At 61.7% G+C, this 13,475-nt stretch carries 9 protein-coding genes; 6 read left to right on the top strand and 3 right to left on the bottom strand.

Translation table 11 applies throughout. The features are described from left to right. Positions 1–130: 130 nt before the first annotated feature. Positions 131–2,236 carry an NAD-dependent DNA ligase LigA gene (gene ligA / locus PZ897_RS15330; RefSeq protein WP_275753381.1) on the top strand — a complete coding sequence of 702 codons (2,106 nt, stop codon included), beginning with the start codon at positions 131–133 and terminating at the stop codon, positions 2,234–2,236. A gap of 168 nt (positions 2,237–2,404) precedes the next feature. Here the strand turns inward: ligA and PZ897_RS15325 are convergent, their stop codons facing one another. Both PZ897_RS15325 and PZ897_RS15320 read right to left on the bottom strand, forming a co-directional pair. Continuing rightward, complete coding sequence (locus PZ897_RS15325) at positions 2,405–3,697, bottom strand: GGDEF domain-containing protein (RefSeq protein WP_275753380.1); 1,293 nt, start codon at positions 3,695–3,697, stop codon at positions 2,405–2,407. 247 nt (positions 3,698–3,944) lie between these two features. Then, a complete protein-coding gene (locus PZ897_RS15320; RefSeq protein ID WP_275753379.1) occupies positions 3,945–5,444 on the bottom strand; it encodes an inorganic phosphate transporter in 1,500 nt (499 codons plus the stop codon). Positions 5,445–5,748: 304 nt separating this feature from the next. Between PZ897_RS15320 and PZ897_RS15315 the strand changes: the two genes are divergently transcribed. From PZ897_RS15315 to PZ897_RS15295, 5 genes are all read left to right on the top strand, one after another. Further along, a complete protein-coding gene (locus PZ897_RS15315; protein ID WP_275753378.1) occupies positions 5,749–6,474 on the top strand; it encodes a spermidine synthase in 726 nt (241 codons plus the stop codon). A 199-nt stretch (positions 6,475–6,673) separates the two neighbouring features. Further along, complete coding sequence (locus tag PZ897_RS15310; RefSeq protein ID WP_275753376.1) at positions 6,674–8,788, top strand: EAL domain-containing protein; 2,115 nt, start codon at positions 6,674–6,676, stop codon at positions 8,786–8,788. Between the two features lie 227 nt (positions 8,789–9,015). After that, positions 9,016–9,738 (top strand): AzlC family ABC transporter permease, encoded by a 723-nt coding sequence (locus PZ897_RS15305; protein ID WP_275753375.1) that lies wholly within the window; start codon positions 9,016–9,018, stop codon positions 9,736–9,738. Next, entirely contained in the window at positions 9,735–10,049 is a 315-nt protein-coding gene (locus PZ897_RS15300; protein WP_275753374.1) for an AzlD domain-containing protein, read from the top strand. Before PZ897_RS15305 ends, PZ897_RS15300 begins: the two co-directional genes overlap by 4 nt. Positions 10,050–10,416: 367 nt before the next feature. Beyond that, positions 10,417–11,490, top strand: coding sequence for a hypothetical protein (locus tag PZ897_RS15295; protein WP_275753373.1), 1,074 nt, complete (start codon positions 10,417–10,419; stop codon positions 11,488–11,490). Between the two features lie 119 nt (positions 11,491–11,609). On the opposite strand, the gene PZ897_RS15290 is transcribed toward PZ897_RS15295, so the two are convergent. Beyond that, positions 11,610–13,439, bottom strand: coding sequence for an aminopeptidase P family protein (locus tag PZ897_RS15290; protein WP_275753372.1), 1,830 nt, complete (start codon positions 13,437–13,439; stop codon positions 11,610–11,612). Positions 13,440–13,475: the final 36 nt, after the last annotated feature.

Raw genomic sequence — 13,475 nt, 5'->3', positions numbered from 1 at the left:
AAGACCCGCAGGCCCTGCCGGCATTGATCTGTGGGCGCCCGACATTGGTTGGACTTGCTTCGGTTTTGTGGAGAGGTCTTTTCATTTGCCGGAATCTCTCTAAAACGGGGCTGATTACCGGAGCCCCTCTATGACCCAGCAGCCCAAGCCTGTCGCAGACCTGTCGGAAGCAGAAGCAAAGGCAGAACTCGAGCGCCTTGCCGCCGAGATTGCCCGCCACGACGAGGCCTATCACGGCCGCGACGCGCCAGTGATTTCGGACGCGGATTATGATGCGCTGAAGCAGCGCAATCTCGCCCTTGAGGAGCGGTTTCCGGCGCTGGTGCGGGCGGACAGCCCGCGCTTCAAGGTCGGTGCGACGGTGGCAGAGGGTTTTGGCAAAATCACCCACAAAGTGCCGATGCTGTCGCTCGACAACGGGTTTTCCGATGATGACGTGCGTGATTTCGTCCATTCGGTCTACCGCTTTCTCGGCCAGCTGCCGGACCAGTCGATCGGCTTCACCGCCGAGCCGAAGATCGACGGGCTGTCGATGTCGATCCGCTATGAGGATGGCAGGCTGGTCACGGCCGCGACCCGCGGCGACGGCACCACCGGGGAGAATGTCACCGCCAACGTCAAGACCATCGCCGAGATCCCCGACAGGCTGCCTGCGGGCGCGCCGGCGGTGGTGGAGATACGCGGTGAGGTCTATATGGCCAAGGCGGATTTCCTGACGCTGAATCAGCGGATGGCGGCGGAAGGCAAGCAGACCTATGTCAATCCGCGCAACACTGCTGCCGGGTCCTTGCGCCAGCTTGACGCCAAGGTGACAGCCAGCCGCAAGCTGAAATTCTTCGCCTATGCCTGGGGGGATATTTCGGAGCTTCCGGCCGACACCCAGCACGGCATGATCGAGGTGTTTAAAGATTGGGGTTTCCCGGTCAATCCGCTTACAAAACGCCTGCACAGCATCGAGGAACTGATCGGCCACTACAACGAGATCGGGCTTGCCCGCGCCGATCTGCCCTATGACATCGACGGTGTCGTCTACAAGGTCGACCGGCTCGATCTGCAGGCGCGGCTCGGGTTTCGCTCGCGCAGCCCGCGCTGGGCCATTGCGCACAAGTTCCCGGCGGAAAAAGCTGTCACCAAACTCACCGCCATCGACATCCAGGTCGGCCGCACCGGGGCGCTGACCCCGGTGGCGCGGCTGGAGCCGATCACCGTCGGCGGCGTGGTGGTGACCAATGCGACGCTGCACAATGCCGAGGAAATCGAGCGGCTCGGGGTCCGCATCCATGATACGGTCGAGATCCAGCGCGCCGGCGATGTCATTCCGCAAATCCTGCGGGTGGTCGAATCTCCGGCCAATGCGGTTTCGTTCGCGTTTCCGAAAACCTGTCCCTGCCACCTGAAAACGCCGGTGATCCGGGAAGAAACCGCCGGTGGGGCCGAAGGCGTCATCCGGCGCTGTTCGGGCGAATTCGCCTGTCCGTTCCAGCGCAAGGAACACCTCAAGCATTTCGTCTCGCGCAAGGCTTTCGACATTGACGGCCTGGGCGAAAAACAGATCGAGTTCTTCTACGACGACACCTCGCTGCCGATCCGCCAGCCGGCCGATATCTTCACGCTCAAGGCCCGCGACGAGGCCAATGGCCTGCAGCGGCTGAAAAACCGTGACGGCTATGGCGACACGAGCGCGCAAAAGCTGTTCGACGCCATTGAGGCGCGGCGCAGCATCGCGCTCGACCGGCTGATCTTCGGCCTCGGCATTCGCCATGTTGGCGAGCAGACGGCCAAGACCCTGGCGCGCGCCTATGGCAACTGGGCAGCCGTGCACGAAGCCGCGATTGCGATTGCTGACGGCGACAAGGCGGCGATCGAGGAGATGGACGCGCTCGATGACATCGGCCCGGCGGTGGTGGAAGCCGTGGGCCGGTTCTTCGGCGAGCCGCACAATATCGACATGGTGGAGAAACTGGTGGCGCAGCTGAGCGTTCTGGAAGCTGAAAAACCGTCTCAGGATTCACCTGTCGCCGGCCTCACCGTTGTGTTTACCGGCAGCCTCGAAAGGATGACCCGCGACGAGGCCAAGGCGATGGCCGAACGGCTTGGCGCCAAGGTGGCGGGCTCGGTGTCAAAAAAGACCGATATCCTGGTCGCCGGACCCGGCGCCGGCTCGAAGCTTACCAAGGCGCAAGATCTTGGCCTGCGCACCCTGACCGAGGACGAGTGGTTCGAGTTGGTGGGGTAAGGCAAGACGCGTCAACCGGGGGCGATCGGCCGATGAGCTGAAGCATGTTGCATTCACCTGCATCGCCTGGAATGCCGAATTCCGTTTGTTTTCCAGCGGCTTGGAGCTTTACTCAGCCGCGCCGCACTGCGTCACCCGACAGCATGATCAGGCCGTAGCTACGCGACATCACGCGATTTTTTTGCCTTGACCCTGGCCCGTGTGCGCGCCGATACCCGGCGGCGGCGGGGCGATCACGGTCTGGTTCTTGCCCCTGCGCTTGGCCTCATAGAGCGCGGCGTCGGCCCGCTTGATCAGCGTCTGAGGTGTCTGGTCACCCTGCCATAGAGCCAGTCCGATGCTGATGGTCACCTGGCTTGCAGATTCATCTTCGGAGGTTTTCAAGGGGAAGGTTTCCACGGATCTGCGAATCCGCTCGGCTACGGCAAGGGCATCGCTTGCGGTCGTGCCGGTCAGCACCACGAGGAATTCCTCGCCGCCATAGCGCGAAACAATGTCGCCGTCGCCGAGCGCAAGGCTGATCTTGTTACCCACGCCCTTTATGCAGTCGTCGCCGGCGGCGTGGCCGAGGCTATCATTGAGCTGTTTGAAGTTGTCGATGTCGAGCATCAGAAAGGCGATAGCCGGCTTGGCGAAACTGGCGTCGCTCCAGATCCGCTCAATGTCCTCCTGGGATGACCGGCGGTTCTGAAGTCCGGTCAACGGGTCGAGATTGGCGATCAGCTGCAATTCGGCATTCAGGCTTGCCAACGCCTCCTGGTCACGCAGTTCCCGGATTTTCGACTTGAAACTTTTCCACTGACTCCTCAGGGCGGCTTTTCGCGTCGAGGCGAATGTAATGATCACGCTGCTGTAAAAACAGCTTGTGCTCAGGGCCACCAGAGGATCGGCGACCGGCCCGGTGACGATCATGCCGGCATGGAGAATGATTGCTGCGACAACTGCCGCGGCCGTCCAGCGAAACTCGATGGGAAAGAACAGGATTGCGGTGGCCACCGTGAACAGTGCTCCCGTGAGATAGCGTTCAAACAGCAAGACGCCGCCCAGCGCACCCAGCGCTCCGGACCCGATCATCATGGTCGCCGATACCGCAACCAATGTTGCGCCCTGGAGCCACCGCGGTCGTTGCCGTCCCCAGAGCAGGTAGAGGCCTAACAGGATGGTTGACATGATGCAGCCGCGGATGAGCAGTGTCGCTATCAACAGGGAGGGGCTGACAAAATAGTCAAACGACATCAGGAGGAAATTGAAGACGAAAGCTGCCTGCAGCCAGGCCCGCGCCTTGAGCGAATGCGCTGCCCAGCAATAGCTCTCGTAGAGCGCGCCGAGCGCCGGGGAGGCATCAAGCAAACGGCTGTCCGGAGTGAGCAGCCGGTCAGGAACCATGGCTCGATCAGTCATCGCTGTTTTGAGCGACTCATTGTAGATGCGCCCGCTGAGTGCCCGGTGATCGGTTTGCATGGTGTTCCTCACTGCGCCGGAACCTAGCGCCGGAGTGTTAAGAAGGACTTTCCGGGAACAATAATTTGCGCCCTTCACAAGGCAGGGCCAATTGGGCCGAGACGGTGGATCTGCCGGCGGCGAAGATCAACAGAAAATGCGGCCGCGGCGCGCTGGTGTCGGCTTACAATGCTCCTTGTTGCCGTGCCGCGGCTCGGCCAAACCAATGGCTGCAACCACGTGGCGGCGCCTGCGTTACAGCCGCGCCTCACACCAGCACGGCACGCAGCAAGACAAACAGCACGCCTGACAGCATGGCTGCCGCCGGTACGGTGATCACCCAGGCAGCGATGATCTGCAGGAAATGCGAGCGGCGCACCAGCTTGCGGCGGCGCTGCTCATCGGTGCGCGACGGCGTGCTGTTTTCGTCCTCGGTCGCATTGATCCGGTGCCGGGCAACGTAGTCGGCGCGACGGGAGGAGTTCTCCGTGTACCATTCACGGAAGAAGCCGACGCCGAACACCGCGCCGACGGCGATATGGGTTGAGCTCACCGGCAGTCCGAGCCAGGAGGCAAGGATCACGGTGATGGCCGCCGACAGCGCCACGCAGTAGGCCCGCATCGGGTTGAGCTTGGTGATCTGGTTGCCGACCATGCGGATCAGTTTGGGTCCGAACAGCAGCAGGCCGAGCGAGATGCCGGCGGCTCCGACTGCCATCACCCAGAGCGGAATCACCACCTTGGGCGCGACTTCGCCAAATTCAGCGGTGTGGACGATGGCCGCCAGTGGGCCAACGGCGTTGGCCACGTCATTGGCGCCGTGGGCAAAGGACAACAGCGCAGCGGAGAAGATCAGCGGCAGACCGAACAGCTGTCTCAGCGACTGGTTGCGGTTTTCAAGCCCGCGTGACTGGCGCGCAATTATCGGCCGGACGACGGCCCAGGTCACCACGGCAAAGCCGAGGCCGATCAGCAGTGCCGTGCCGAACGAAACGGAGATGATCGCCTTCAGCCCCTTGAGCGCCAGATAGGTGGCGAAGGTGCCCGACATGATGCCAATCAGCACCGGCACCCAGCGCCGGGCGGCGGAAATCTTGTCGTCCTGATAGATAATCGCGGTCTTGATGAAGGCAAGAAACAGCGCCGCGATGACACCGCCGAGAAACGGCGAGATCACCCAGCTGGCGGCAATGGAGCCCATGGTCGGCCAAGTGACGGCGTCAACGCCGGCTGCGGCGATGCCCGCGCCCATCACTCCGCCGACGATCGAATGGGTGGTCGAAACCGGCGCGCCGATCCAGGTCGCCAGATGGATCCACATCGCAGCCGAAACAAGCGCTGCCATCATCACGGCAATGAAGATGTTGGGGTCGGAGACCGCAACCGGGTCGATGATGCCCTTGGAAATGGTGTTGACCACGTCGCCGCCGGCAATCAGGGCACCGGCACTTTCAAACACCGCCGCAATCGCCAGCGCCACGCCCAGCGTCATCGCCTGTGAGCCGACGGCGGGGCCGACATTGTTGGCCACATCATTGGCGCCGATGTTGAGCGCCATGTAGGCGCCGATCATGGCCGCGGCGACGATCACCACGGCGCCGGGCTGTCCGGTGACGAACACGGCGGCAATGATGGCGCAGAGGAAGATGAACAGCACCGCAAGGCCGGGCGTGACAAAGCCGCGGTTGAGCAGGCCTGTGGCCTCCTCCAGGACGGCGATCTTGTCGAGGTCCTTGTCGAGCGTCGGCTTGCGGTAGGTGTCAACCATGTGAGGAGATGTGTCCCGTGTTCCGGTCAGACCCGGCGAAGGCCGGATGCAACAGGTCTGCAATTGTGTAAACGCAGTCGATGGACGCGTGGGGCGGTTCCGTCAAGTCGCGCCGCGAGGGTATCAACGGCTTTTCCGCCTGGATAAGCCGTTTGACTGGCGTCAACAGATAAATTCAGGCATTTCCGGTTATTTTGTGGTGTAGACCTGGCAAGCCGGTCATCTTTGCTCTGACAGCAACCCGCCGGCAAGCCCATAGACCCGCACAGGCGGGGTGCACCTGTCCGACCCTGCTGGAGATCCCATGAGCAAACTGTTTGAAGAACTCGACTACCGTCCGACCCCGATCGGGGCGTTGGTGCTCAGGCGGCGGCATGAGGCCCGCCTCGGGGTCGACATTCTGGAAATCAAGCTTGGCGAAGAGCACCTGATGTCGGATCTGTTCACCGCGTCGGAGATCGCGCTGGCGCAATTGGGGCTGGCTGCGTGTTCTGGCGAGGGGCTTGATGTGGTGGTTGGCGGGCTGGGGCTCGGCTACACCGCCAGGGCGGTGTTGGATGAGCCGCGGACCGGGTCGCTGATTGTTGTGGAGTATCTCGAAGCGGTCATCGACTGGCACCAGACCGGCCTGCTGCCGCTTGGACCGGATCTCACCGGGGATCCGCGCTGCCGGCTTGTGGAAGGTGATTTCTTCGCCATGGCGCAGAACGCGACCGGGTTTGACCCGGGCGCGCCCGGGCGAACTTTCGATGCGATCCTGCTTGATATCGACCATTCCCCCGATGCGCTTCTCGATCAGCGCAGCACCAGCTTCTATCAGCCCGAGGGACTGGCCAAGCTGGCCCGGCATCTCAAGCCCGGTGGGATCTTCGGTCTGTGGTCGGATGAGCGGACGGACGACGCCTTTACCGGTCGGCTGGCGAAGGTCTTCGCGGAGGCCTGGGCCGCGCCGGTCACATTTCACAATCCGCTGCAGGACAGGCCGTTCACCCAGACCGTCTATCTGGCCCGGACGGCTTCTGGTTGCTGATTGCCGACGTCGGCGCTCGTATTGCCTCGCGCCGGCATCGCTGCTCAAGAGCTGCGGACAAAGACGCAGCCCGGCCGATTTGCACCTTTGACTGCGATTACCTGCAACTGTGACTTAATCAGCAATTAAGATGGGTGGCATAGTCGCCGCTATTCAGTCACCACGTGCCGATTAAACCCAGTTGCGATGACCAATGCCCATGATGACAGTCGTTACTTGTATAGTGGAAGACCACAATATCTGGCTGGTGCTGGTCGCCGCTTTTGTCTGCGCGTCGGGCTCGTGGGCGGTGATCTGTCTGTTCGAGCGGGCCTCGCGCACGGCCGGGCTGCAGCGGGCGGGGTGGCATTTTCTCGCTGCCGTCGCTGCTGGAGCGGCGATCTGGTGTACGCATTTCATCGCCATGCTGGCCTACCAGCCCGGAGCGCCGGTTTCGCTTGACCCGGTGCTGACGATGGTCTCGTTGCTGGTCGCCATTGGCGGGGCCGGCTGTGGTTTCATTGTTGCGGCAAGCGGATTGACGCGCTTTGCGCCTGTGCTGGGCGGTGCGAGTGTGGGTATGGCGATTGCGGTGATGCATTACACCGGAATGCTTGCCTACCGGGTGCAGGGCATCATCACCTGGGACATGGGCTACTTGCTGACATCGATTGTGCTGTCGGTAACGCTGTCCGCGATCGCGGTTGAGTTGATCACGCGGAAACCCCGCCGTGGATACCGCTCCCTTTCAGCCGGCGTCTTTTTCCTCGCCATCATCGTCCTGCACTTCACCGGCATGACCGCTTTCAAGGTGACGCCGCTGCTTGTCGACAATGAGTTTTCCAACCCTGCGGCAATGCAGGCTCTGGCTCTCGCAGTCGCCAGCGTTGCCCTGGTGATCGTCGGCGCGGGACTTGCCAGCTACATGATCGATGACAGCGCCCGCACCGAAACGCTCGACCAGTTGCGCCATCTGGCGCTCAGCGACAGCCTCACCGGCTTGCCCAACCGCTCCAGCTTTTCCAGCCGCCTCGAGCGTAAACTGGATCTGGCCAACGAGACCGGCGGCCAGGTCGCATTGATCGGTATCGACCTCAACGGGTTCAAGGAGATCAATGACCTGCACGGTCACGGCGCAGGCGACAGAGTGCTGCAGGTGCTGGGTGATCGGATGAAAAATCTCCTGCAGGACGGGGAGTTCATAGCGCGCACCGGAGGTGACGAATTCACCGCCATCCAGCGGTTTGTCAGCTATGCCGGGCTTGAGGAGTTCATCAACCGGCTGCGGACTGCCTTGTTTGAACCGGTCAAGGGGGCAGACTTTGAATTTGTGACCGGGGGCAGCCTTGGCGTGGCGCTTTACCCGGACAATGCCACGTCGGCGGAAGCCTTGATCACCAATGTGGATCTCGCCATGTACCGCGCCAAAGCCCATATCTCCCACAATGTCTGTTATTATGATCAGTCGACGGATGACATCGTGCGGGCCCGCCGCGGTCTGGCCAAAGACCTGCGCGAGGCGTTTGAAAACAATGAGCTTGATATTCACTATCAGGTCCAGACCGTGGTTGCCACCAAGCGGATCAGCGGCTTTGAAGCCCTGTTGCGCTGGAACCACCCGGTTCATGGATGCATGTCGCCGGCCGAGTTTATCCCGCTGGCTGAAGAAAGCGGGTTGATCCTGCAACTGGGCGAATGGGTGCTCCGGGAGGCCTGCGCCGACGCGGCCTCCTGGAAGCCGCCCTTCAAGGTCGCGGTCAATCTCTCTCCGGCCCAATTTGTCCATGCCGATTTGTCCAAGCTGATCATCGAGGTGTTGATGTCGACCGGGTTGCCGGCCGACCGGCTGGAGCTGGAACTGACCGAATCGGCAATTCTTCAAGACAAGGAAGGCGCCTTCAGCGTGCTGCGGCGGATCAAGGCGCTGGGGGTCAATATCGCGCTTGATGACTTCGGCACCGGCTATTCGTCGCTGGACATGTTGCGGTCATTCCCGTTCGACAAGATCAAGCTCGACCGTTCCTTCATCCACGAGGCAGAAGACAGCCTTTCGGCCAAATCGATCATTCGTGCCGTCATGGCGCTGGGCAAGAGCCTTGGGATCCCGGTCCTGGCCGAAGGCATTGAAACCGAAGGGCAGTTGACGCTGCTTGGCGATGAGGGCTGCGACGAGGTTCAGGGCTTTCTGCTCGGCCGTCCGGTCCCGATCAGCCAACTGGTGGACAGCGGCATGATCAGCCTCAACGGACGCGACGTGCGCACGGTGCGGACGCGACGGGGTGATGCAGTGGCGGAGGATGCTCACACGCCGGAGCCGGCAAGGCCGACTGCCTGACGCCTCAATGCCTGAAACCGCGGCGCCGCAGGGTCCGGCTGTCTGCTGATGCCACTGCACCGGCTCGACATTGGCGCTTTGGTTGCATTGTTTTTGCGGCGCCGGGCTGGCGGTTCGGTGTTTGCTGCCTGCCTGCCGGGCTTCAGGCCACTTCATGCCGGCTTCAATCCAATTCATTTGACTGGTCAGCAATGCTGACCTATCCATCGGGCTCAGGAGAGTATTGCATGCCCCCAACCCGTTCGGAATTTATCCAGGGCGTTCGCGCCAGTCTGCCGATCGTGGCCGCCTCGGCGCCCTTCGGCCTGTTGTTTGGCGCGCTGGCGGTCGACCATGGCCTGACTGTCGGCGAAGCGGTGTTGATGAGCGCGCTGGTTTTCGCCGGCGCCAGCCAGATGGTCGGGCTGGAACTGTTCAGCGCCCATGTCGCCCCCTGGATCATCGTGCTGTCAGTGTTCGCTGTCAATTTCCGCCATGTGCTGTATTCGGCGGCGCTCGGACGCCGCCTGGTGCTGATGTCGGGGTGGCAGAAGGCGATCGCATTCTTCTTCATGACCGACCCGCAATACGCGGCAGCAGAAGCCCGGGCCGACAGCAAGACGCCGGTGACGCTGAACTGGTATATGGGTATGGGGTTGCCGATTTATTCCTTCTGGGTGCTGGAAGGCTGGATCGGCGCACTGTTTGGCCGGCTGATTACTGATCCGGCGGCACTTGGCATCGATTTCCTGCTGCCCATCTACTTCATGGGGCTGGTTCTTGGGTTCCGGGAGCGGCCCAACTGGCTGCCGGTGGTCATTGCCTCAGGCTTGGGTTCGGTTGCGGCCTTCTACACCGTGGGCTCGCCCTGGCATGTCAGTTTCGGCACGCTGGCGGCTGTCGTGGTCGCATTGGTCCTGCCGGCGCCCGCGGACGCTGCGGATGTGGAAGCGGTCGAGGTGACGCCATGAACGGCGTGTTCCTCGGTCTGCCGGTCAATATCTGGACCATTCTTGCTGCTGCGATCGTGACCTATGGCACGCGGATTGGCGGGCATCTTTTGCTGTCGCGCTTCAAGCGGATTCCGCCGCGCATTGATGCGGCGCTCAATGCAGTTCCGGCCGCGGTGCTGACCACGCTGGTGGCGCCGGCAGTCATCACCGGATCGGCTGAAGCGCTGACCCTTGCGGTCTGCCTGCTCATCGGGCTCAGGGCGCCGGTGATGGCGATGTTGGGCATTGGCTGGGCGATGATCGTGGCTCTGAGGGCCGCAGGGCTTTAATCCAGCCGCATCTTGCATCTGCAAAAACCGAGCTTTGTCCCGCGCCGGCCCCCCCCCGAGATGACCGGAGCGGTGGCGGCGGTTTGCGCCCGTATTCTGATGGCTTTTCGCAGTGACGGCTTTTCCCTGCTGCTGCCGCTCGATGCTTCCGGCAGCAGACACAACGCTGTGCCTCGACGTGAATCTCAAACAATCTACTAAATATTTACCCAAGTAGATGTTAACCAGTTTTTAACCAATCAATTGCGCTGGAAGTGATGCTGCAGTAAAAAATACATCTAGTGGCAGCGGGGGCTCCAGGGTGCAAAGCAAGAGTAAATATAGCTTATATTACGCAATCACTGCTATCAGTTTTGCGTCAATTGTGGTGATGTGGTTCAGTCTCGATCGCCGGCTTCTTGAGAAATACTACTATAAATGGCAAATTCAGGACTGGGAAGTCATCGAGTTCCCGCTTTTGATCGCAACAAGCGTTTTTGCCTGTCTCATGGCAAAAGGCCTGTTGCAGGGCTTGTCGAAACCAGATCACGGACGGTCGCTGGACCTTGACCGTTTAGGCTGGAGCCTGCTGATCGGCAATCTGATCATTGTTGTTGCGACGGTGACCCTCATTGTGTTCGGCCGGGACTACCTTGGACGCAATGTGAAGGAACTGGGCCATATCGCTGTCGCGCAGGAATTGCTGATTCTGCTGGGGCTTGTGTTGATAGCTGCGACAGCCTGGAGAGCCCGCAACAGCGATCTCAGGACCGTCTTCGGCCTCAGGGCAGCCTGGCTATGCGGTGTCCTGGGATTTGCCCTTTTCCTGCTGCTCATGGAAGAAATCTCATGGGGGCAGCATTTTGTCGGCTGGGGGACCCCCGATGCCTTCAACCGGAACATTCAGAACGAGACGAATCTCCATAACTTCTACACCAACCGATTCGAATTCGTCTATTATTCGCTGGCGTTTGTCTGTTTCGTGCTGCTGCCGATCCTGGCGCCGCAAATTCGGAGTCAGATGCTCGAACCGCTCAAGATCTTCATTCCCCCTGCCTCATTCGGGATTGCGGCGATCCCGGTGGCCGGGTTCATGTACGAAAACTGGGGTATCCTGATCTTCCAGATCTATTTCCTGATCGGCGTCTGCCTGGCGTTTCTCGCGGCCACCGCGATGCAGGGAAAGGCGCGTTGGTCGGTTGTCGCCGTCGGTCTGGCCATGGTCTTTTCCCAGATTGTCTATCTCGTTTATGGCCACAAACTGGTGTCCAGCTACGAGATCGGTGAAATGCGGGAACTCTCCATTTCCTTCACCCTGGCTGCCTACAGTGTTTGGCTGCTGGCCGAGACACGCGAGATAACTCACCGCGGCCAGCCGGGCAGGGCAAGAGAGGAGCAGCTTGTCGATGGCATGCCCAATGGTGGCAGTGCGAGTTGGGCGAGATTCGTTGGATGGGGATAGGCGACAGGTGGCGGGCGTCCTTGCGCTCCTGATAGCGACCAGCCGGGTTCCGGTTTGAGCCGCGGACTTGCCGGACAGTCCTGTCCGGCAAGCCCCTTGTCAGGCTGACAATCTGCGGTTCACAGCGCCGCTGTCGCCGCCTCCAGCCAGTCGCGCGCCGGGTCGTCGGCGAGCAGCGGCGACAGCTCGGCCCGGACCCGGTCGTGGTAGGCGTCGAGCCATTGCCGTTCCACCGTGTCCAGCAGATCCGCAAGGATCAGCCGCTTGTCGATCGGGCACAGTGTCAGCGTCTCGAACCCGAGCATCGGCTTGTCGCCACCGTCGATGTCGCGCGGTTCATGCACGGTGACCAGATTCTCGATCCGGATGCCGAAGGCGCCGTCGCGGTAGTAACCCGGTTCATTCGACAGGATCATGCCGGGCAACAGCGCCTGGGTGCCGCGCCGTGAAATCGTCTGCGGTCCTTCATGCACCGAGAGGTAACTGCCGACTCCATGGCCGGTGCCGTGGCCGAAATCGGCGCCCGCCTTCCACAGCGCGCTGCGGGCAAAGGCGTCGATGTCGATGCCGCGGGTGCCCTCGGGGAAGCGCAGCAGGCTGATTGCGATCATGCCCTTGAGCACCAGTGTGAAGAAGCGTTTCTGCTCGTGAGGCACATCGCCCACTGCAATGGTGCGGGTGATATCGGTGGTGCCGGCCACGTACTGCCCGCCGGAATCGATCAACAGCATCTCGCCGGCGCCGACGCGCCGGTTGGTCCTGGTGTTGACCCGGTAGTGCATGATCGCGGCATTTGGACCGGCACCGGATATGGAATCAAAGGAGAGCGCTTTCAACGGCATCTGCATGGCTTGGCCGGTGCTGCGGCGAAAGCCTTCAAGGCTTTTCACCGCGCCGATTTCATCCAGCGAGCCCGCGGGCTGATCGTCAAGCCAGGCCAGAAACCGGACCATCGCCGCGCCGTCCTGACGGTGGACGCGGGCGCTGCCGGCAATTTCGGCCTCGTTCTTGCGGGCGCGGGGCAGGCGGGCGGGGTCGGGTGCATGTGTCACGCTTCCGCCGGACTTCCTGATCAGCATTTCTATCGCATGCGGTGCCACCGCCGGATCGACAAGAACCGTGCGCGCATTTCTGCCCAGGGCCACGAGCGCGTCGTCAAACCCCGATGGCGGTTCAAGATCAGAGAGCTGGGTAAGATAGGCCTCGGCTTCCACACCGGCCTTGCGCTTGTCGATGAACAGGACCGGCCGGCCACTGGCGGGAATGATGGCGCGTGACAGCGGGTGCGGCGTTGACGGCAAATCCTGACCGCGAATGTTGAAACTCCAGGCGACGGAGGACGGGTCAGCCAGGATCACCGCATCGGCGCCCGCCTCTGCCAGAGTCCGGGCGATCATCTCGAGTTTCTCCCGTGCCGGCACGCCGGCAAATTCGAGCGGCTGGATCGAGACCGTGCCGAGCGGCGGCTGCGGCTGGTCGTCCCAGATGGCATCGACCGGGTTGCGATCAAGAGACACCAGCCGGCCGCCCAACGTCTTCAGCGCAGCTTCGAGCCGCTCGACCTCGCTCGTCGACCAGGTCCAGGGATCGATGCCGAGCCTGAGCCCGGTAAGCCCGGAGGCTTCGAGAAAGCTCGCCAGCGGCGTGGCGATCAGGTCCTGATACTCGAACACCACCGGATCGGTCTGGGTCCGCACCTGGGCTGCGTAACGCCCGTCGACAAAAATGTGCGCCTTCTGCCTGAGCACCAGCGTCAATCCGGCGGACCCGGTATAGCCGGTCAACCAGGCAAGCCGCTCGGCGCAATCGGGCACATACTCGCCAAGATACTCGTCTGATCGCGGCACGGCGACGGCGTCAATGCCCGCAGCGTCAAATCCCGCGCGGAGGCGGGCGATGCGGTCGGCTGCCTGGTCTGGCGAGGAGAGCACTTCAAATTTCTGAAACATCTTGGGATTCCCGAATGTGATTTGATGTCACCTTAT

The sequence above is a fragment of the Hoeflea sp. YIM 152468 genome (genome assembly GCF_029210485.1).
GTDB lineage: Bacteria > Pseudomonadota > Alphaproteobacteria > Rhizobiales > Rhizobiaceae > Hoeflea.
This window is presented reverse-complemented; position numbering and strand designations above follow the sequence as displayed.